We start from the raw sequence: 20,515 nt of genomic DNA, 5'->3' as shown, positions 1-20,515 counted from the left end.
GTCAGGTGGGCGCGCCTGCGCTGTCCATGATCCGGCCGACCGCCTCTCGCGCGTGCGGGTGCAGGGGGCCGGGCGCGTCCAGGTCGCCACCGACGACGATGCCGTCGCGGAGCATCATCAGCATCGCGGCGGTGCTCTCCGGCTCGGGATGGCCGGCCTCGGCCAGCAGGTCGCGGAAGAGTCCACGGTTCCAGCGGCGGTAGTCGGCGATGGTTCGGCGTACCGGGTGGGTCGGATCGGGGTACTCGGCCGCGGCGTTGGTGAAGGGGCAACCGCGAAACTGTGGGTTGGCGGCGTTGCGGACCAGGAGGTCGAAGATGTCCAGCAGCGCCTCGCGTGGCCCGGTCGCGTCCTGCCGTACCGCCTCCAACGCGGCCCGCTGGCGCTGGTACTCCGCTTCCAGGTACGCGCGGACAAGCTCGTCCTTGGCCGGAAAGTGGTGGTAGAAGGTCGCCTTGGCCACCCCCGCCTCGGCGATGATCCGGTCGATGCCCACGGTGTGGATACCTTCGGCGTAGAACAGCGCCGACGCCGTTTCCAGCACGCGGCGGCGGGCGGAGCTTTCCCGCGATCTGACGATCACTCCTTGACTCTAACAGACAGCTCTGTCTAGTCTGACGACGAGCAGACAGACCTGTCTGCCTACCTAACGTTTGGAGTAGTCATGGGATCAGTTCAGAGGGAGATCGTCATCGACGCGCCGGCGGACACGGTCTGGGGCATCGTGGGCGACTTCGTGGCCGGTCCGCCGCACATGGCCGGCGGCGCCCTGGTCGAGAGCAAGCTGGTGGAGCCGGACGTCCGAGCGCTCGCCTTCGCCGACGGCACCGTCGTCCGGGAGCGGCTGGTCGCCCGCGACGAATCGGCCCGCCGCATCGCGTACGCCTGGGTCGGGGACGACGTGGCGCACGACAACACCTCGATGCAGGTCTTCGCGGATGGCCGGGCGCGATGCCGTCTGGTCTGGATCCACGACACGTTGCCCGACGAGCTCACCAACTGGCTGGCCACCACGATGGACCGGATGTCGCCCGTGCTCCAACAGACGCTCAGGTCCGCGTAACACACCGCGCCGGCATCCTCAGGGGGTACCCGACCGGTGCCAACCGACATCGTCGGCGGGGTCGCGTCGTACCTTCGGGTCGATCGTCGTACCCGGCGGTTAACCTGCCGTCATGGGTCGCAGCCACTCCGTGCCACGCGGCGGTGATCCGCGCTTCGGCGCGGACGCCGACGACTCCGGCTCGCCGATCCTGCACGTCGACATGGACGCGTTCTTCGTCGCGGTCGAGGTCCGCCGCCGCCCCGACCTGCGCGGCCGGCCCGTCGTGGTCGGCGGGATCGGCCCGCGCGGCGTGGTCAGCTCGGCCAGCTACGAGGCCCGGGTGTTCGGCGTGCGCAGCGCGATGCCGACGATGCGGGCCCGGGCGCTCTGCCCGTCGGCGGTCTTCCTACCACCCGACTTCCCGCGGGTGGCGGCCGCCTCCCGGGCGGTGATGGAGATCTTCCGCGACGTGACCCCGCTGGTCGAGCCACTCTCGCTGGACGAGGCGTTCCTCGACGTCGCCGGGGCACGCAAGCTGCTCGGCCGGCCGGCCGAGATCGCCCGGCTGATCCGGGCCCGGGTCGCCGAGCAGGAGGGGCTGACCTGTTCGGTCGGGGTGGCGCCGACCAAGTTCGTGGCCAAGCTCGGCTCCAGCCGGGCCAAGCCGGACGGGCTGCTCGTGGTGCCGACCGACCGGGTTCTGGACTTCCTGCATCCGTTGCCGGTCGAGGCGCTCTGGGGGGTGGGGGAGCGGGCGGCGGAGACGCTGCGCCGGCTCGGCCTGCGGACGGTCCGGGACATTGCCGAGGCGCCGGTCGGGATGCTCCGGGGCAGCCTGGGCGACGCGGCGGCAGCCCACCTGCACGAGCTGGCCTGGGGGCGCGATCCGCGCCGGGTCAGCCCGGAGCACGCGGAGAAGTCGATCGGTGCCGAGGTCACCTTCGACACCGATCTGGCCGAGCCGGAGACGATCCGACGGGCCCTGCTCGCGCTCGCCGAGAAGGTCGGTGTCCGGTTGCGCCGGGCGGGGCAGGTGGGCCGGACGGTTTCGATCAAGGTCCGGTTCGCCGACTTCCGGACGATCAACCGGTCCCGCACGCTCGGCGGGCCGACCGACGTGACGCGGGAGATCTTCGACACCGCATGGGCGTTGTTCGACGCTCTCGGCCCGGGTGACCGGATCCGGCTGATCGGCGTCCGGGTCGAGGGACTCAGCCACGGCGACCAGACACCGCGACAGCTCGCGCTCGGCGCGCCCGAGCACGGCTGGCGGGAGGCGGAGGCGGCGGCGGACGCGGCGGCTGCCCGATTCGGGCGTTCCATGGTGCGTCCAGCGAGTCTCCTGGGGCATCGCGACCTGCGCCAGACGGAAAATCAACCGCGGCCGTAGGTCGTCCCGCTTTCCGACCCGCGAGCCCCCTCGTAGACTGGCGGGTAAGCAGCCGGTTGGCTGCCACGGTCTGTCGGTCCGACCGGACCGGCCAACGTGACCGGGGAGGAGTGCCGTGCCGCTCTCGGAGCACGAGCAGCGGCTGTTCGAGCAGATCGAGCAGTCGCTTGCCGAGGACCCCAAATTCGCCTCGGCTGTGCGCGCCAGCGATCCGCGTTTCCACGCGCGACGTCGCCTGCTCGTCGCGGTCAGCGTGATCATCGCTGGCCTAGCATTGGTCGTCTACGGCACGGTGAGCAAAACTCCGCTGCTCGGAGTGGCGGGTTTCGTGGTGATGCTCGGTGCGGCCGCGTTCGCGATGCTGTCGCAGCGCAAGGCCCAGTCACCGGACCTGCACGTGGTCGGCGGCACCGCCAGCCGCCGCGTCCGCAGCGGGCGACGCTCGTCGTTCATCGACCGACTCGAGGAGAGGTGGCGTCAGCGGCCAGAAGGCCACCGCTGACCGTCTTTCGTCCGTGGGGCACCCCCCGCGCTGACGAGACCGCCGGGACCCGACCCGGTGAGCGGTGGTGATCCGCCATGCCTCCGCACCTGCCGCCCGACCCCCCAAGCTGCTGGCCCCGGGGGTTCCCAGCGCACCGAGAGCACAGCCCAAACGAGAGAGCACAGCCCAACCGGCCCACCCCGCGACTTTCTAGGGTGGGCCGTTGCACGGGCCCTTCCGGTCGACGTCACCGGTACGGCTCGGGTCAGCGGGACGGGCGTCCGGCGAGCACCCGTCGCGGGTTCCACCGCAGCAGGCGGTCCCGGATCCGGCCGGTGATCGTTACGAACCCGGTCGACAAGTCCATGATCGTCAATCGCCAGCGGGACAGCACCGACGGCGGCAGCGTGGCGGCGACCAGCCGGGTACGCCGGTCGGCTCCGGCGCTCAGCGCCCGGCGTACCGAGCGGAGGGCGTCGCCGAGCGGACCGTGCCGCAGCGGCTCCCGGGCGTACCTGGCGCGTTCCTCGGCGTGCCCGAGCAGGCGGATCGCCTCGTCGGCGCCGCCGGTCAGCCCGTCCCGGACCAGCCGCTCGGCGGTGGCCCGGGGCGTCTCCGTCGGATCCACCCGGAGCCGGAAGTCGACCAGGGTGTCGACCAGCTCGTCCCATGCGGCGTGTGCGTCGGCCCGGGCCCGGGCCAGCTCGGAGTCGCTGAGTACCACCCGGGCCACCCCCGGGGCCGCGTCCCGGTCCGCCGCGACCGAGGCCAGGGCGCTGGCCGCCGCGGCGGCGCGGGCCTGGCGGCGCCGCCGGAGCAGCACCCGCCGGAGGGCGGGCACGGTGAGCAGCAGGACCAGCAGCACCGCCCCGGCCAGCACCCAGAGCGGCCAGTTGGGCCCGCTCTCCGGCGCGATCCCGGCGGTGCCGTCGAACGCCTCGTCGAGCGGGCGCTCCGATCCGTCAGCAGCATCCGGGCCGGCCGACGGGTCGGCGCTCGTGCCGGTCGGGGTGTCGGTACTGGTCGAGGTCTCCGGGGGCGCGTCCGGGTCCGGCGCCCACTGGGAACGCCACGAGCCGGCGACGCTGGCCGCCGGCGTCGCGTCGAACGGGACCCAGCCGATGCCGGTGAAATAGACCTCGGTCCAGGCGTGCAGGTTGTTGTTGGTCAGGGTGTAGGTGTTGCCCGACTGGTTGGCGCTGGTGAAGCCGAAGGCCACCCGGGCCGGGATACCCGCCTCCCGGACCAGCCAGGTCAACGCGGCGGCGTACTGCTGGCAGAAGCCGGTCTTGTTGGTGAGGAAGTTGACGATGTCCTGCCCGCTGGTGCCGCCCTCGGTGTTGAGGGCGTAGCTGAACCCGTTCTTCCGGGAGAAGTGGTCGTAGAGGGCCCGGACCCGTTCGTAGTCGTTCCGCTTGCCCGCCGTCAGCCGGCCGACGAGTTCCTCGACCTCCCGGACCGGCTCCACCGTCGTGTAGAGCTTCCGGAACGCGTGCTCCGGCGCCAGCGTCGGCGCGGCGGCGAGCGCGGCCGGGGTGTACTCCGAGCGGACGAAGTCGAAGGAGTACCTCCGGTTCCGCGACGACGCCCGCTCCGAGTAGACGACCTGCATGGTCGCGTCGTAGCGCCAGTTCGCGTCGATCTGCCGGGTACTCACCGGGGCGGTGTAGATCGGCAGGAACGGCATGACGAAGTCGAGGATCTCGACATCCGCGGTGTACTCCTCCCGGCTGATGCCCGGGATGCCCCGGGTCACCGCGCGCGGGTCCGGCAGGCCCTGGGGCACCGGGGTCCCCTCCGGGGAGCGCGGCCCGAACCCGGTCCGCTCGAAGTCGTCGGCGACCGCGAACCGCAGGTAGAACGGATCGGGGTCGCTGGTGGTCACCCGGACCATGTCGCGCTGCTCCGAGCGGTTGAGTTCACCACTGAGCTGGGCGAAGAGGTTCACCCGGCCCGGCGAGCCGCCCGAGCCGGCCCGGCCGTTGCCGTCGCCGCCACCACCGGTGCTGAACTGGCTGAGCAGCCCCGAGGTCATCCCCGGTACGGCCAGCGGCAGCAGTACGGCGACCGCGACACCGATCACCGCCAGCCGACGGCCGGCGGCGGCCAGCGGCGACGGCTCCCACACGTCCACGTCCCGCCCGTCGCCGGTGAACCGGCGTCCGAAGTGGCGGACCCGGTCCACGTTGTCGGCGGCGAGCAGCCACAGGAAGCCGGCCGCCCCGACCACGAACGGCACCGCCGAGACGCTGTCGACGTGCACCGCCACCGGCACCGAGTAGATCGCCAGCATCGGCAGCCCGGCCAGGGCGGGACGGCGGATCCCGACGGTGAGCAGGTCCACCACGATCGCCACCCCGCCGACGCCGAGCGCCGTGAGGAAGAGCAGCGAGTCGAGATCCTGCACCGGTACGCCGTACGCCCGCATGTCCCCGCCGGAGCTGGCCAGCAGCGAGCCGAAGTGGGTCAGGGTGCCCGGGGTGGGCAGCAGGGAGAGCATCTCCTCCCCGCTCGGGAAGATCCAGGTGAGCCCGAACAGCAGTGCGGCCACCATGCCGAGCCCCTGGGCCCAGACCGGTGCCCGCCACCAGCGGGTCAGGGTGGCCGCACCGGCGATCAGCGCGACGACGACCGCGCACTGGACCAGCCAGGTCCACCGGTCGTAGATGGTGGACATCGGTGCGGCGGCGAGCAGGGTGGCCCCGGCCGCCACGAACCCCAGGTGTCGGCGTCCCCTCATCACACTTTCCCGTCCGTGCCGGTGCTGCGGTTCCGCTTCATCTCACCGCACCCCGCCGGCGACCGTCTCGGCCAGCACCGCCCGCCAGGCGAAGCCCTGCGAACCCCGGGCCGCCTGCGGCCACAGTGCCGGCAGCTTGCTGCCGTGTTCGACGCCGACCACCCGCCAGCCGCTCTGCATCAGCCCGAGCGCGGCGGCGCCGTGCGCGTGATTCGCCTCCTCGCGGGCCTGCTCGGTCAGGTTGAGCCAGGTCGAGCTGTCCACCAGGAACGCGATGCAGGTCGCGCCGTTGCCGCGCAACCCGGCCAGCAGGTCCGCCTCGGCGGTGGTCAGCGTGCCGAGCAGCGCGATGACCAGCCCGCCGTCGGAGCGCTGTCGGACCCGCTCGACCAGGGTGGCCACGTCGCCGCGCTGGCTGAGCCGCACGTCGGCGAGGTAGTCCAGCAGCAGGCCCTCGCCACCGGCGTCGTTCGCGCTGGCGTCGATGCCGGAGTCGCTGACCAGCCGGAGCTTGTAGCCGGCCTGCCGCAGGTGCACGGCGATGCTGGCCACCGCCGACACCGCCCACTCGAAGCTGGCGGTCGGCCCCTCACCCCGGTGCGCGAACGCCCGGGTGTCCAGCACCACCGTCGCCCGGCTCTCCCACGGCTGCTCCTCCCGGCGCACCATCAGCTCACCGGTGCGTGCCGTGGACTTCCAGTGCACCCGGCGCAGGTCGTCGCCGCGCCGGTACTCCCGGGTCGCCGCGTCGTCCTCGCCGTGCACCGCCACCGAGCGCGCCCGGCTCTCGCCGGTGCCCGCGTACTCGCCGGCCAGCCGGATCGAGGGGAGCGGGGTGACCTGCGGGATGACGGTGAGCGGGTCGACGCTGGGAAAGGCCCGGGTCAGCTCGCAGAGCCCGAACGGGTCGGTCAGCCGGATCACCAGCGGGCCCACCTCGTAGCGGCCGCGCACGTCGGCCCGGACGGTGTACGCCACCGAACTCGCCTGGTGTGCGCCGAGCCGCTCCAGCACCACCCGGGGGCGGCTGCCGAGCGCGTACGGCAGCCGGTCCTCCAGCAGCAGCGTCCCGGTCGGCAGCCGGGACATGTTCTGCAACCGGAGCACCACCCGGGAACTGGCCCCGACCGGCACCCGGCGCGGCTCCAGGGAGCGGCTGCAGGCGAGCTTGTAGCGGCTCCGCCCGACGTAGAGCGCGGCGAGCAGCGGCAGTACGCCGAGCAGGACGGCGACCCGGAGCAGGTCCTTCTCGCCGAGGATCAGCGCGGAGATCGCCGCCGCCACGGCGGCGGCCAGGAAGGACCGCCCCCGGGTGGTGAGGCCGCGTAGTGCCTCGCGCACCGTCACCGCCTCCGCGGCTCGTACTGGGAACGTCCGGTGCCGTCGGACGACGACGGCCGGGTGTCGTACGGCGAGCGCTGCCGCTCGTGCGGCAACGGCAGCCGGTGTACCAGATCGGAGACGATCGCGTCGGTGGTACGCCGGGCGAGCTGCGCGTCCGCCGTGGAGATCACCCGGTGCGCCAGCACCGGTACGGCGAGTGCCTGGAGGTCGTCGGGGAGGACGTAGTCGCGTCCCTCCAGCGCGGCGACCGCCCGGGCGGTGCGCAGCAGTTGCAGGGTGGCCCGGGGGGAGGCGCCGAGTCGCAGGTCGGGGGATTCCCGGGTGGCGGTGACCAGATCGACGGCGTACTGCTTGACGGCGTCCGCCACGTGCACCTCGCGGACAGTGGCGATCAGCTTCCGCACGGTGGCGGCGTCGGAGACCGGCCGCAGCTCGTGGATCGGGTCCCGGCCGCCGTGCACGTCCAGCATTGCCAGCTCGGCACCGGGGTCGGGGTAGCCCATCGCGATCCGGGCGGTGAACCGGTCGCGCTGCGCCTCCGGCAGCGGATAGGTCCCCTCCATCTCGATCGGGTTCTGGGTGGCGATCACCATGAACGGTGCCTGTAGTTCGTAGGTGACGCCGTCGACGGTGACCTGCCGCTCCTCCATGCTCTCCAGGAGCGCGGACTGGGTCTTCGGCGAGGCCCGGTTGATCTCGTCGCCGACCACCAGGTTGGCGAAGACCGCGCCCGGCTTGAACTCGAAGTCGTGCGTCTCCTGGTTGTAGACGCTGACCCCGGTGACGTCGCTGGGCAGCAGGTCGGGGGTGAACTGGATGCGCCGGACCGAGCAGTCGATCGACCGGGCGAGCGCCTTGGCCAGCTTGGTCTTGCCGACACCCGGCACGTCCTCGATCAGGAGGTGGCCTTCGGCCAGCAGGACTGCGAGCGCGAGCCGGACCGTCGCGGTCTTGCCCTCGATGACCTCCTCGATGTTGGCCACGATCGCGTCGCTGGCGGTACGGAACTGGTCGCTCGGCAGGGTGCCACCCAGTTCGTCCCAGGTCTGTTGAGTCACGGGCCTCCTCCTCGTCGGTCACGGCCGCCGTTAGTTAAGAGTCCTTGGGCCGACCGTATGGTTCGCGGGAGAGTACGTCCGTCCGGAGTAACCGGATCACCCGCATCACGGATCACCCGCATCACTCAGGCTAACCGTATTCGGCGGGAGAGCCGAGCACACCCGAGAGCCCGGGGGCCGGATACCGGCCGGAATCGGGTGCGACAGCCCTGCCGGCGGCGCGGTACGATGACCGCATGTCCAGGGTCCACCTGCTCCTTAGCGAGCCGTGCTGACGCGACAGACAGCGACAGCACGGCCACCCCTCCTGCGTGAGGGGCTTTTTTGTGCCCGGAGAACGGACCCGGCCCACAAACCTGAATTCGATGCTCAGCCAGCTCGGTCGACCAGGGCGGGCCGACGAGGAGAGACGTAGCGAGGAGACGACATGACGACCGAGGCAGCCGAGCCGGCCGCGGACATTCCGCCGTACCGGTACACGGCCGAGCTGGCCGGCGAGATCGAGATTCGCTGGCAGGACCGGTGGGCCGAGCGGGGCACCTTCCGGGCGCCCAACCCGGTCGGGGCGCTGGCCGACCCCGACCATCCCCGGGCGGACGCGGAGAAGCTGTTCGTGCTGGACATGTTCCCGTACCCGTCCGGGGCGGGGCTGCACGTCGGGCATCCGCTGGGCTACATCGGCACCGACTGCTACGCCCGCTACCAGCGGATGGTCGGGCGCAACGTGCTGCACACGATGGGCTTCGACGCGTTCGGGCTGCCCGCCGAGCAGTACGCGGTGCAGACCGGCACCCATCCCCGGACCACCACCGAGGCGAACATCGGCTACTACCGGTCGCAGCTGCGCCGGCTGGGGCTGGGGCACGACGACCGGCGCTCGGTGGCGACCATCGACACCGACTACTACCGCTGGACGCAGTGGATCTTCCTGCAGATCTACAACGCCTGGTACGACACCGCCGCCGCCCGGGCCCGGCCGATCGCCGAGCTGGTCGCCGAGTTCGAGGCGGGCACCCGGGACACCCCGGACGGCCGGTCGTGGGCCGAACTGTCCCCGGCGCAGCGGCGGCGGATCGTCGATGACCACCGGCTGGCCTACGTCTCCGAGGCGCCGGTCAACTGGTGCCCCGGGCTGGGCACCGTGCTGGCCAACGAGGAGGTGACCCCGGACGGCCGCTCGGACCGGGGCAACTTCCCGGTCTTCAAGCGCAACCTGAAGCAGTGGATGATGCGGATCACCGCCTACGGTGACCGGCTGATCGACGACCTGGACGCGCTGGACTGGCCCGAGCCGATCAAGCTGCAACAGCGGAACTGGATCGGCCGGTCCACCGGCGCGCACATCGAGTTCCCGACCGCCGCCGCGCCGATCCGGGTCTTCACCACCCGGCCGGACACCGTCTTCGGGGCCACCTACATGGTGCTGGCCCCGGAGCACCCGCTGGTCGAGACGCTGGCCGGCGACGCCTGGCCGGCGGGGACGAAGGACGCCTGGACCGGCGGGCAGGCCACCCCCCGGACCGCCGTGGACGCCTACCGGAAGGCGGCCGGCGCCAAGACCGACATCGAGCGGCAGGCGGAGAACCGGGAGAAGACCGGCGTCTTCATCGGGGCGTACGCCACCAACCCGGTCAACGGGGCGCAGATCCCGATCTTCATCGCCGACTACGTACTGGCCGGCTACGGCACCGGCGCGATCATGGCGGTGCCCGGGCAGGACGAGCGGGACTGGGAGTTCGCCGAGGTCTTCGAGCTGCCGATCGTGCGTACCGTGCAGCCGCCGGAGAACTTCGACGGCAAGGCGTACACCGGGGAGGGCCCGGCGATCAACAGCGCCGCACCAGAGCGCGGCCTGGACCTGAACGGGCTGTTCGTCGCCGACGCCAAGGCGAGGACCATCGAGTGGCTGGAGGCGCACGGGCACGGCTCCGGCGCGGTCACCTACCGGCTGCGGGACTGGCTGTTCAGCCGGCAGCGCTACTGGGGCGAACCGTTCCCGATCGTCTACGACGAGCAGGGCAACCCGCACCCGCTGCCCGAGGAGATGCTGCCGGTCGAGCTGCCCGAGGTGGACGACTTCGCGCCGCGCACCTTCGACCCGTCCGATGCCGACTCCGACCCGGAGACCCCGCTGTCCCGCCGCAAGGACTGGGTCGAGGTCGAGCTGGACCTGGGTGACGGGCCGCGGCGCTACACCCGGGAGACCAACGTGATGCCGCAGTGGGCCGGCTCCTGCTGGTACGAGCTGCGCTACCTGGACCCGGCCAACCCGGACCGGTTCGTCGACCCGGCCAACGAGGCGTACTGGATGGGCCCGCAGTCACCCGGCGACCCGGGCGGGGTCGACCTGTACGTCGGCGGCCAGGAGCACGCCGTGCTGCACCTGCTGTACGCCCGCTTCTGGCACAAGGTGCTGTACGACCTGGGCCACGTCTCGTCGTTCGAGCCGTACCGACGGCTGTACAACCAGGGCATGATCCAGGCGTACGCCTTCCAGAACGACCGGGGCAGCTACGTCGAGGCCGCCGAGGTGGAGGAGGTCGACGGCAGGTACTACTTCGGCGACCAGCAGGTCACCCGGGTCTACGGCAAGATGGGTAAGTCGCTGCGGAACGTGGTGACCCCGGACGAGATGTGCGAGGCGTACGGCGCCGACACCTTCCGGGTCTACGAGATGTCGATGGGCCCGCTGGACGTCTCCCGGCCCTGGGAGACCCGGGCGGTGATCGGGGCGTACCGGTTCCTGCAACGGGTCTGGCGGACCGTCGTCGACGAGCAGACCGGGCAGCTGCGGGTCACCGACGACCCGGCCGACGAGCAGACCCGGCGGCTGCTGCACCGGGTCATCGACGGGATCCGGGGTGACCTGGACGGCATCCGGATGAACACCGCGATCGCCAAGCTGATCGAGCTGACCAACGGGCTGACCCGACTGGCGGCAACCCCCCGTGAGGTGGCCGAGCCGCTGCTGCTGATGCTGTCGCCGTTCGCCCCGCACATCGCCGAGGAGCTGTGGCACCGGCTGGGGCACGCCGAGTCGCTGGCGTACGAGCCGTTCCCGGTGGCCGACCCGAGCCTGCTGGCCGCCGAGACGGTGACGTACCCGGTGCAGGTCAACGGCAAGGTCCGGGGCCGGATCGAGGTGCCGGCGCAGGCGGCCGAGGAGGCGATCCGGTCCGCCGCGCTGTCGGCGGTCGCCGAGCAGCTGGCCGGTCGAGAGCCGCGCAAGGTGATCGTGGTGCCGGCCCGGATGGTCAGCGTCGTCGTCTGACAGTCCACCCGGCGCCCCACCCCGGCCGCGGCCGGCGGCGGGTCCCCGGCGCACCGTCGCGAGCGGCGGCCGGTCTCGACCTGGACGTCCGAGGCGTTACGCGGCACGGATAACGCCTCGGACGTCCAGGTGAGCGGTCTGGCCCACCCGCCGGTGTGGCCGGGGGGCGGTCGAGGGTCGCTCGTGGCGGCTGGGCTGCGTTGCGGCGGCGCCCGAGCGGGCCCCGCATGATCCGCGGGGCCTCCTGGTCCGCTTGTAGGCTCACTCGACATGCGCGTGACCCACTCGCTCCTGCACGCCGAGGACCTCGCTCAGCTGGTGGAACGGGAGTACGCCATCGCGGCGCCGGCCAAGGTGAGCCTGTTGAACCGCGGCTTCAACGACAGCTACCTCGTCACCGACGTCGAGGGCGGCCGCCGCGTGCTGCGGGTCTACAACCGGGAGAAGTACTGGATCCGTTCGGACTCCGACCTCCGCTTCGAGCTCGACCTGCTTGAGCACCTGGCCGCGGCCGGGCTGGGCGTCATCCGCCCGTACCAGCGGACCCTCGGCGACCGGCTCGGCCGGCTGATGGCGCCCGAAGGCGAACGATGCTTCGCGCTGTTCACCCACGCGCCTGGCATGCCCTTGTACGAAGCCACGCTGACCGCCGAGCAGTGGCGCGAGTTCGGCGCCGGCATCGCCCGGATGCACCTGGAGATGGACGCCTTCCACACCGGCCACGACCGCTACCACCTCGACGGACGCATCCTCGTCGAACGGCCGCTGACCAGCCTGGCACCCTATGCCGGCTCGGGCCGGGCCGCGGCGGACCTCGCCGAACTCGGCAGGCTCGGCGAGCGACTGACCGGCGAGATCCAGCGGCTCCGAGCGATCGACGGGGCGTACGGGATCATCCATGCAGACCTGCACCGGGGCAACACCAACATCGACGGCGACGGACGGTTCGTCACGTTCGACTTTGACCACTGCGGGTTCGGGTTACGTGCGTACGACCTGACCGTCTACTATCGCGGGTCCGACGCGCCGGCGGAGGAGCGCGAACGGTGGGCAGCGGTCCTCGCCGGCTACCAGCAGGTCCGTCCGCTGAGCCGGAGCGAGGTGGCCGGCTTCCCCGTCCTGGCCGCCTGCCGGGCGATCTGGGACGTCGGTGATTGGCTGGGTGGCGCCGACCGTACCGGCGACGCCTGGATGAGGGAAACGGTGATCGCCAGGCTGCTGGCGGACGTCCGCAAAGCAGAAGTACCGTCCGGGCTGGGAACATCTGGCTTGCCGAAGGCTTGAACATCCCGTCAGGGAGGCACCTGCCCGGTGCGGCTCAGAGCAGGTCCTCGACGGTGATCGGGAGGTGCCGGATCCGCCGGCCGGTGGCGTGGTGGACGGCGTTGGCGATCGCTGCGGCGGTGCCGACGATGCCGATCTCACCGACGCCCTTCACCCCGAGCGGGTTGACCACGGAGTCGGGTACCTCGATGACGTCGACCGTGACGTCCGGGACGTCGGCGTTGAGCGGGACCAGGTAGTCGGCGAGGCTGGCGTTCGCCCAGCGCCCGGTGTGCGGGTCCATCCGGGTCGCCTCCAGCAGCGCCTGGCCCAGCCCCCAGAGCATCCCGCCCATCAGCTGACTGTGCGCGGTCCTGCGGTTGAGGACCCGGCCGGGGGCGAAGACGCCGACCAGCCGGCGTACCCGGACCAGCCCGAGTTCGGTGTCGACGGCCACCTCGGCGAACTGGGCGCCGAAGGTGTGCATGGCGTGCTCCGTCATGGGCGGCAGGACCGGCATCCAGGTGCCCACCGTCTCCACGTCCGGGATGTGGTTGCGGGTGAGCAGCTCGGCGTAGGTCTCGCCGACCTCGGGCCGGTCGCGCAGGCACATCCGGCCGTCCCGGACCACCACCCCGGCCGGGTCGGCGCCGTGCAGCGGCGAGTGCTGGTCGGCCACCGCCTGCCCGACGAGCTGGTCGCGCAACTGGGTGCAGGCCAGGTGTACCGGTGCACTGGTCGCCCCCGCGCCGGCCGAGCCGACCGCCGAGGCGACGTTCGGCAGGTCGGTGGTGCCGCCGAGGAACCGTACCCGGTCGATCGGCAGGCCGAGGCCGTCCGCGGCGACCTGGGTCATCGCGGTCAGCGCACCGGTGCCGAACTCGGAGATGCCGGCCTCGACGACCGCGCTGCCGTCGATGTACAGCCGGGCCCGGGCCCGCTGCGGGCTGATCGGGGCGGCCACCGGATATGCGGCGGTGGCCATGCCGGTGCCGATCAGACACTGCCCCTCGCGGCGGATGCCGGGGGTCGGGTCGCGGTCGGCCCAGCCGAAGAGCTCGGCGCCGCGCTGGTAGCACTCCCTGAGCCCCTTGCTCGACCAGGGTTTGCCGGTGTCCGGGTCGACGTCGGTGTGGTTGCGCAACCGCAGCTGCACCGGGTCGACCCCGGTGGCGTACGCGAGTTCGTCCATCGCGGACTCCAGCGCGAACATCCCGGTCGCCTCGCCCGGTGCCCGGGTGAAGGTCGGGGTGATGATGTTGCCGCGAACCAGCCGGTAGCCGCCGGCGTAGTTCGGCGAGGCGTACGCGATCGCGGCCGACTCCAGGGAGGTCTCGGCCCAGTCGTCGAAGTGCGAGGTCAGCGAGATCTTGTCGTGGGTGAGCGCCACGAGTGTGCCGTCCCGGCCGGCGCCGAGCCGGACCCGCTGCTCCTGCTCCTCGCGGAAGCCGCAGGAGTGGAACATCTGGTCCCGGCTGAGCGTGAGCCGGACCGGCCGGCCGACCTGTCGGGCGGCGAGCGCGGCGAGGGTGACGTGCGGCCAGATCAGTGCCTTGGCGCCGAAGCTGCCACCGACGTAGTGGCTGACCACCCGGACCTGGGTCGGTGCCAGCCCGAGCAGTTCGGCGACGCTGAGCTGGGTCGCGGTCGGCCCCTGGGTGGAGTCGTAGAGGGTGAGCCGATCGGTGTCGTCCCAGACCGCCGTGGTCGTCCCCGCCTCCAGCGGGTTCTGGTGGTTGGCCGCGAACCGGTACGTCAGGTCGAGGCGCACCTCGGCGTCGCGCAGCGCCGTCTCCGGGTCGCCCCGGGTCGGGTTCCGGCCGGGCACCAGCCCACCGAAGATTCGTTCCGGCTCGTACGCCTGCTCGCGCCCCTGGTCGAGCAGGGTCACCGACGGCGTCTCGGCGTAGGTCACCTGGACCAGGCTGCCCGCGTACTCGGCCCGTTCGACGGTGTCGGCGACCACGATCGCGACCGGCTGGCCGGCGTAGTGCACCACGTCGTCCTGGAGCGGGAAGAAGCTCTGCCCGTGCGCGGTCAGCCCGGCCAGCGACGGGAACAGCCTCGGCTGGGCCGCGACCCGGGGCAGGTCGAGGTGGGTCAGTACCGCGAACACGCCGTCCGCGACGCCTGCCTGCCGGCAGTCGATCCCGATGATCCGGCCGCTCGGCACCCGGGCACCGACCAGCACCGCGTGGGCTAGGTCGGGCAGGTTCAGTTCGCCGGAGTACCGGGCCGCGCCGGTGACCTTGGCCCGGCCGTCCACCCGGTCGAGGGCCGCCCCGAGTACCGGGCTCATCCGTGCGGTCCTTTCACGATGCGGTTCCGTCGCCGCCGACCATCCGGGCGTCGCCGGTGACCGTGCGCAGTGCCCGGACGATCGTGCGCCGACCCAGTTCGATCTTGTACGCGTTCATGCCGTGCGACACCGCGTCGGCCAGTTCCGCCTCGGCCGCCGCCCGGAACGACTCGACGCTGGCCGGGGCGCCGACCAGCACCGATTCGGCCCGTCGGGCCCGCCAGGGCGTGGTCGCGACACCGCCCAGCGCCAGCCGTACGTCGGTGACCACTCCGGTGTCAAGCGAGACGGCGACCGCCGCCGAGGCGAGCGCGAACTCGTACGACTCCCGGTCCCGCACCTTCAGGTAGTTCGACGTACTGGCCATCGCCAGCGGCGGGATCTCCACGGCGACCACGAGTTCGCCGTGCGCGGTCGGGTGCTCGCGGTCCGGAGTGTCCCCGGGCGCCAGGTAGAAGTCGTCGACGGGGATCCGGCGGTGCCCGCCCGGCCCCTGGGTGAGCACCACCGCGTCCAGCGCGACCAGTGCGACGGCCAGGTCCGAGGGGTGGGTGGCGATGCAGTACTCGCTGGTGCCCAGGACCGCGTGGCCCCGGTTGATTCCGTTCATCGCGCTGCAGCCGGTACCCGGCTCGCGCTTGTTGCAGGGCGCCGCCACGTCCCGGAAGTAGCCGCAGCGGGTCCGCTGCATCAGGTTGCCGCCGATCGAGGCCATGTTGCGCAGTTGCGGGGAGGCGCCGAGCAGCAGAGCCTGGGAGACCATCGGGAAGCGGCGCCGGACCGGCAGGGCCTGGGCGACGTCGCTCATCCGGGCGACCGCACCGATCCGGACCCCGCCGCCGGGAAGTTCCTCGACCTGGCGCAGCGGCAGGTCGTTGATGTCCACCAGCCGCCTCGCCCCGGCGACGTGGATGCGTTGCAGGTCGACCTCGGTGGTGCCGCCGGCCAGGAAGGTGCTGCCCGGGTCGGCGGCGACCGTCCCGATCGCGGTGGCCACGTCGGCCACCCGGGAGTAGCTAACCGGTCGCATCGGGCCCACCCGTCCCGGCCTCGTCCCGGACCTGCCGGATGGCGGCCCGGATGTTCGGGTACGCCGCGCACCGGCAGATGTTGCCGCTCATCCACTCCCGGATCTGCGCGTCGTCCGCGGCGTGCCCCTCGGCGAGGAAGGCCACCGCCGACATGATCTGGCCGGGGGTGCAGTATCCGCACTGGAAGGCGTCCTGGCTGATGAACGCCGTCTGCATCGGGTGCAGATCGGTCCCGTCGGAGAGCCCTTCGATCGTGGTGACCTCGCGGGTCTCGCAGGTGATCGCCAGGGTGAGGCAGGCCAGTACCCGTCGCTTGTCCACCCAGACCGTGCAGGCGCCGCAGGCGCCCTGGTTGCAGCCCTTCTTGGTGCCGGTGAGGTCGAGCCGGTCGCGAAGCGCGTCCAGCAGGCTGACCCGGGGTTCGACCAGCATGTTCCGGACGGTGCCGTTGACGGAGAGCCGGACGACGGTCGCGTTCGGGCCGCGTACGACGGCGGTGTCGGCGACCTCCACCGCGCCGGCTGTCTCGGCGTACGACTTCACCCGTCACCTCGCTGACCATCGTTGCGCGTGGGCGCCGCGCCCGGCGGAAGCGCCCACCGCCGGGGCCGGGGGTGGCCCGGCCCCGGGGTGAGGCTCGACCCTCCGTCCTCCGGGGGCTGCCGCTGAAGGAGGACGGCGGCGTCCAACAGCCTATCGCCGAACGGTCCTTATAGGGCAAATACCGTGAATCGCACGATCCCGCTCGTCCGTGTCCTCGCCGAGCCGCTACCGGCTACTCCGGGTGCGCCGCCGGACCGCTGGCCTTCGTGGCGCGTTCGGCCCGCCACCAGCGCACCGCCAGGACGACGGTGGCGACCAGGCCCAGCGCCCCCGGGGTTACCGCCAGCCAGTTCACCTCGTCCGGCGAGACCGCCGCCGCACCCACCGCCGCGTAGCCGAACGCGGACGGGGCGGCGGCCAGCACACTGCCCAGCAGGAACGGCGCGAGCCGCGCCCCGGTGGTGCCGTAGCCGTAGCTGACCAGCCCGAACCCGCCGATCGGCACCAGCCGGACGCTGATCACCCCGAGCACGCTCTGCCGGGCGAACCATCCGTCGAGCCGGGCCAGTCGGCCGCGTACCCGTTCCGCGACGAACTCCCGACCGAGCAGCCGGCCGACCGCGAAGCCGGCGAGCGCGGCGAGCAGCGCGGCGGCCAGCGTGTAGCCGGCGCCGAGCAGTGGCCCGAAGATCGCTCCCCAGACCACCGTGATCGCGGTCCGGGGCACCAGTGCGACCAGTAGCAGCGCGCCACCGCCGATCGCGGCGACCGGCGCCAGCGAACCGAGCCGGTCGGCCAGCCGGGGCAGCTCGGCCACCTCGGGCCGGGGCGCCAGCAGCAGTACCAGGCCGAAGAGGCCGAGCACCAGGAGCAGTACGGCGAATCGTGCGGCCGACCGCTGCCGCAGCGGCAGCCGGACGAATCCGGTCACCCCTTTCTCGACCCGAACCGTACGCTCGACCCGAGCCGCGCGCTCGACCCGAACCGCACGGCGCTCACGCACCGCGTTCGACCACGCGGTCCGCCGGACCCGCGGGGGTAGGTGGCGCGACTCTCACTGCCGGGCGGCGGCCAGGGCCGCGCTGCGTTCGGCCCGCAGCCGATCCGACCAGGTGTCGTCCAGCGGCGGCAGCTGCGGCGCGCCGGTCGCCCAGCGCAGCAGCAGGTCCGCCAGGGCCGGGTTGCGGGCCAGCGCCGGCCCGTGCGAGTACGTGCCCAGCAGCTTGCCCCGCCACGCCCCCTCGGTGGTGCCGTCGTTGCCGAGCCCGGCGCTGATCCGGGCCAGCGGTGACACCCCGGCGCCCAGGTGGGTACGCCCGCCGTGGTTCTCGAAGCCGCTCAGCGGCGGCAGCCCCAGCCGGGGGTCGATGGCACCGGCGAGTTCACCGACCGCCCGGGACGGACCCCGGTCGGAGTGCAGGTCGAGCAGGTCCAGGCCGGCGCACTTGGCGCCCTTGGCAAAGAACGAGCCGCCCAGCAACTGGTAGCCGGCGCAGACCGCGAAGACCACCGAGCCCTGGTCTGCGGCCCGGCGCAGCCCGCCGTCGGCGATCAGTCGCTGCGCGCCCAGCGCCTGCGGGCCGTCCTCGCCGCCGCCGAGCAGGTAGATGTCGGCCGAGACCGGCAGCCGCTGGTCGGAGCGGATCTCGATGCACTCCACCGGCAGGCCGCGCAGCTGGGCCCGGCGGGCCAGGATCAGCATGTTGCCCCGGTCGCCGTAGGTGGAGAGCAGGTCCGGATAGATCCAGACGATCCGCAGCGTGCTCTCCCCGGTGGCCGGGCCGGGCATGCGGTAGGCGGGATCAGTTGACACGGTCGCACTCCGCTCGGATGTCCTGGAACGCCGTGTAGTTGGCGATGACCTCGAGCCGGCCCGGCGGGACGCTCGTGATCGCTTCGGTGAAGGTCCTGACGTGCTGGAACGGTACGCCGTTGACGTCCAGCCGGACCGCGAGGTCGTACGCCCGGTCGCCGGTGACCAGCACCTGCCGCCCGCGCAGCGGGGCGAAGTCGACGTCGAACAGCCAGGAGGTGTCCAGCCCGTCGGGATCCCGGGCGTTGATCGACAGCAGCGTCGGCGCCTCCTCGGCCATGTCGAACGCCTCCAGCCAGCTCGCCGGGTTCTTCGCCAACAGCAGCCGGATCGTCCGGCCGTCCTTGACCACCTGGGCGTACCGGCCGGCGACCGAGGCGACCCCGCCGAGCCGGGACACCGCGTCGGTCGGGCGTACCCCGAACTCGGCCGCCACCGCCAGCGCGGTCGCCGCGTTGCCGAGGTTGACCCGGCCGGGCAGTTGCAGGACGACCTTGTGCCAGTCACCGGCCGGGTCGAGCACACCGTCGTCCTCGACCACCCACTGCGGCTCCGGCCGGCGCAGCCAGCAGCCGGTGCACCACCACTGGTCAGCCATCCGCTCGATCGGGGCGCCGCACTCCGGGCAGACCCAGGAGTCGTCGTGCCAGCGCTGTCCGGCGCTGAACCAGGTGACCGCTGCCGGGGTGACCTGCGGGCTGCGGGTCGCCGGTGGGGTGGCCGCCCAGACCACCATCGGGTCGTCGGCGTTGGCGACCACCCGTACCGACGGGTGCCGGACCAGCGCGGCCCGCCAGAGCTGGGCCATCATCGCCACTTCCTTGGCCCGGTCGAGCTGGTCGCGGGAGAGGTTCAGCAGGGCCACCACCCGGGGCTCGGTGGCCTCCAGTACCTGGGCCAGGTAGTGCTCGTCTACCTCGAGGACCGCGTACGGGGTGCTGCCGGCCTTGGCCAGTGCCGAGGTGTGTCCGGTGGGCATGTTCGCCCCGAACGAGTTGGTCGCCACCCGGCCCAGTACGCCGACGGCGGCCGCGGCCAGTCGGGTGGTGGTGGTCTTGCCGTTGGTCCCCGACACCAGCGCGATGGCCCGGCCGGTCGCCAGGTGGGCGAGGAGATCAGGATCGATCTTGAGACCGATCCACCCGCCGATCACCGACCCGTCGCCCCGGCCGGCGGCCCGGGAGAGGGCCGCGGCGGTGCGCGATACCGAACTGGCCACCTTTGCCCGGAGAGGCATCTTCCCGTCCGTCACGCGAGCGAGGTTACCGGACGGCGCCGGTCGGGTGGCCGTCGCACGAAAGCCGCGAATTTTTCCTCCACTTTCCTCCCGCCCCGCTCCGGCGGGGTGGTGGAGGCAGCCGGATGCGTCGGAAAAAGCGGTCTAAATCCGGTCGCCGAACGACCGCCGTATCGCTGTCGGATAGCGGACCCCGGCGAGGGGAGGCCCGTTTCCCTCCACCGCAGGGCACCCCTTCTGACGTGCGGTTTCACTCCGAGGACAGCCGGTCTTTCCGGGCGATTCCGGTTGCGGGTGGAGGGAAGTGGAGTAGAGTGGGGCGCGATGGGGGGCCAGGAGGGCCCGCCGGCCCGGGGGGCAGCGGCGCCGCGAACGCCGTTGGTAGGGCGAGGGGGTTGGGCCGGTGTTTCTCGGCACGCACACCCCGCGCCTGGACGACAAGGGCCGGCTGATCCTTCCGGCCAAGTTCCGGGACGAGCTGGCGGGAGGTGTCGTGATCACGAAAGGGCAGGAGCGCTGCCTCTACGTCTTCCCGATGCCCGAGTTCCAGCGCATCGCGGGACAGTTGCGCGAGCAGCCGATGACGCACAAGGCGGCCCGGGCCTACAGCCGGGTCTTCTTCGCCAGCGCGCACGACGAGATCCCGGACAAGCAGGGCCGGGTCACCATCCCGATCCACCTGCGGGAGTACGCCGCACTGGACCGGGAGCTGGTGGTCATCGGGGCGAGCACCCGGGTGGAGATCTGGGACAAGCGGTCCTGGGAGACCTACCTCGCGGAGAGCGAAGGGGACTTCGCCGACATCGAGGAGGGGGTGCTGCCGGGCGGACTGTAGGGCGGCGCGTGCCGACGCCCGACGTACTGCGAGATCTCCACCCGCTCGAAGTTCCTGGCGCCTCTTCCCCGGTGCCAGGCGCGATCCACCGAGGGTCCGAAGGTCGGCCTCGGGGAGCTGAGCGGATGGGGATCTGGCGGTACGACGAGCGCGACAGTTACC

Annotated in this window: 16 protein-coding genes; 6 read left to right on the top strand and 10 right to left on the bottom strand. The window is 72.2% G+C overall.

All coding sequences use genetic code 11. The features are described 5' to 3' along the window. Position 1: 1 nt before the first annotated feature. A complete protein-coding gene (locus tag EV371_RS03085) occupies positions 2-583 on the bottom strand; it encodes a TetR/AcrR family transcriptional regulator (protein ID WP_486484452.1) in 582 nt (193 codons plus the stop codon). Positions 584-664: 81 nt separating this feature from the next. Between EV371_RS03085 and EV371_RS03080 the strand changes: the two genes are divergently transcribed. The 3 genes from EV371_RS03080 to EV371_RS03070 all read left to right on the top strand — a co-directional run bounded on the left by EV371_RS03080 (position 665) and on the right by EV371_RS03070 (position 2,937). After that, positions 665-1,063 carry an SRPBCC family protein gene (locus tag EV371_RS03080; RefSeq protein WP_130460701.1) on the top strand — a complete coding sequence of 133 codons (399 nt, stop codon included), beginning with the start codon at positions 665-667 and terminating at the stop codon, positions 1,061-1,063. Positions 1,064-1,175: 112 nt separating this feature from the next. Next, entirely contained in the window at positions 1,176-2,435 is a 1,260-nt protein-coding gene (locus EV371_RS03075) for a DNA polymerase IV (RefSeq protein WP_130460700.1), read from the top strand. A 115-nt stretch (positions 2,436-2,550) separates the two neighbouring features. Further along, positions 2,551-2,937, top strand: coding sequence for a DUF3040 domain-containing protein (locus EV371_RS03070; protein ID WP_130460699.1), 387 nt, complete (start codon positions 2,551-2,553; stop codon positions 2,935-2,937). A 247-nt stretch (positions 2,938-3,184) separates the two neighbouring features. Here the strand turns inward: EV371_RS03070 and EV371_RS03065 are convergent, their stop codons facing one another. From EV371_RS03065 to EV371_RS03055, 3 genes are read right to left on the bottom strand one after another with little or no spacing between them, the layout of a single operon-like run. Beyond that, complete coding sequence (locus tag EV371_RS03065; protein WP_130460698.1) at positions 3,185-5,659, bottom strand: transglutaminase TgpA family protein; 2,475 nt, start codon at positions 5,657-5,659, stop codon at positions 3,185-3,187. A 42-nt stretch (positions 5,660-5,701) separates the two neighbouring features. Further along, positions 5,702-7,000 carry a DUF58 domain-containing protein gene (locus EV371_RS03060; protein WP_130465619.1) on the bottom strand — a complete coding sequence of 433 codons (1,299 nt, stop codon included), beginning with the start codon at positions 6,998-7,000 and terminating at the stop codon, positions 5,702-5,704. A 2-nt stretch (positions 7,001-7,002) separates the two neighbouring features. After that, complete coding sequence (locus EV371_RS03055) at positions 7,003-8,061, bottom strand: AAA family ATPase (RefSeq protein ID WP_130460697.1); 1,059 nt, start codon at positions 8,059-8,061, stop codon at positions 7,003-7,005. 427 nt (positions 8,062-8,488) lie between these two features. On the opposite strand from EV371_RS03055, the gene leuS reads away from it, so the two are divergent. Beyond that, entirely contained in the window at positions 8,489-11,332 is a 2,844-nt protein-coding gene (gene leuS, locus EV371_RS03050) for a leucine--tRNA ligase (protein WP_130460696.1), read from the top strand. A 270-nt stretch (positions 11,333-11,602) separates the two neighbouring features. Continuing rightward, positions 11,603-12,616, top strand: a complete 1,014-nt coding sequence (locus EV371_RS03045; RefSeq protein WP_130460695.1) for a phosphotransferase — start codon at positions 11,603-11,605, stop codon at positions 12,614-12,616. 34 nt (positions 12,617-12,650) lie between these two features. On the opposite strand, the gene EV371_RS03040 is transcribed toward EV371_RS03045, so the two are convergent. From EV371_RS03040 to EV371_RS03015, 6 genes are all read right to left on the bottom strand, one after another. Further along, on the bottom strand, positions 12,651-14,894 hold the full coding sequence (locus EV371_RS03040; protein ID WP_130460694.1) for a molybdopterin cofactor-binding domain-containing protein: 2,244 nt from the start codon (positions 14,892-14,894) through the stop codon (positions 12,651-12,653). Positions 14,895-14,907: 13 nt separating this feature from the next. Beyond that, a complete protein-coding gene (locus EV371_RS03035) occupies positions 14,908-15,924 on the bottom strand; it encodes an FAD binding domain-containing protein (RefSeq protein ID WP_130460693.1) in 1,017 nt (338 codons plus the stop codon). Beyond that, positions 15,911-16,438 carry a (2Fe-2S)-binding protein gene (locus tag EV371_RS03030; RefSeq protein WP_349339960.1) on the bottom strand — a complete coding sequence of 176 codons (528 nt, stop codon included), beginning with the start codon at positions 16,436-16,438 and terminating at the stop codon, positions 15,911-15,913. The genes EV371_RS03035 and EV371_RS03030 overlap by 14 nt, the downstream gene beginning before the upstream one ends. Positions 16,439-16,700: 262 nt before the next feature. Next, a complete protein-coding gene (locus tag EV371_RS03025) occupies positions 16,701-17,399 on the bottom strand; it encodes a VTT domain-containing protein (protein WP_130460692.1) in 699 nt (232 codons plus the stop codon). Positions 17,400-17,522: 123 nt separating this feature from the next. After that, positions 17,523-18,257 carry a type 1 glutamine amidotransferase family protein gene (locus EV371_RS03020; RefSeq protein WP_130465617.1) on the bottom strand — a complete coding sequence of 245 codons (735 nt, stop codon included), beginning with the start codon at positions 18,255-18,257 and terminating at the stop codon, positions 17,523-17,525. 13 nt (positions 18,258-18,270) lie between these two features. Next, positions 18,271-19,518 (bottom strand): MurT ligase domain-containing protein, encoded by a 1,248-nt coding sequence (locus EV371_RS03015; protein WP_130465616.1) that lies wholly within the window; start codon positions 19,516-19,518, stop codon positions 18,271-18,273. A 403-nt stretch (positions 19,519-19,921) separates the two neighbouring features. Between EV371_RS03015 and mraZ the strand changes: the two genes are divergently transcribed. After that, positions 19,922-20,353 (top strand): division/cell wall cluster transcriptional repressor MraZ, encoded by a 432-nt coding sequence (gene mraZ / locus EV371_RS03010; protein ID WP_130460691.1) that lies wholly within the window; start codon positions 19,922-19,924, stop codon positions 20,351-20,353. Positions 20,354-20,515 lie beyond the last annotated feature (162 nt).

Source organism: Plantactinospora sp. CNZ321 (assembly GCF_004217235.1).
This window is presented reverse-complemented; position numbering and strand designations above follow the sequence as displayed.

Bases quoted from the DNA above. Each gene is read 5' to 3' on its own strand.
- EV371_RS03080 (WP_130460701.1), top strand. From the start codon at position 665: ATGGGATCAGTTCAGAGGGAGATCGTCATCGACGCGCCGGCGGACACG.
- EV371_RS03075 (WP_130460700.1), top strand. From the start codon at position 1,176: ATGGGTCGCAGCCACTCCGTGCCACGCGGCGGTGATCCGCGCTTCGGC.
- EV371_RS03065 (WP_130460698.1), bottom strand. From the start codon at position 5,659: ATGAGGGGACGCCGACACCTGGGGTTCGTGGCGGCCGGGGCCACCCTG.
- leuS (WP_130460696.1), top strand. From the start codon at position 8,489: ATGACGACCGAGGCAGCCGAGCCGGCCGCGGACATTCCGCCGTACCGG.
- EV371_RS03045 (WP_130460695.1), top strand. From the start codon at position 11,603: ATGCGCGTGACCCACTCGCTCCTGCACGCCGAGGACCTCGCTCAGCTG.
- EV371_RS03040 (WP_130460694.1), bottom strand. From the start codon at position 14,894: ATGAGCCCGGTACTCGGGGCGGCCCTCGACCGGGTGGACGGCCGGGCC.
- EV371_RS03035 (WP_130460693.1), bottom strand. From the start codon at position 15,924: ATGCGACCGGTTAGCTACTCCCGGGTGGCCGACGTGGCCACCGCGATC.
- EV371_RS03020 (WP_130465617.1), bottom strand. From the start codon at position 18,257: ATGCCCGGCCCGGCCACCGGGGAGAGCACGCTGCGGATCGTCTGGATC.
- EV371_RS03015 (WP_130465616.1), bottom strand. From the start codon at position 19,518: ATGCCTCTCCGGGCAAAGGTGGCCAGTTCGGTATCGCGCACCGCCGCG.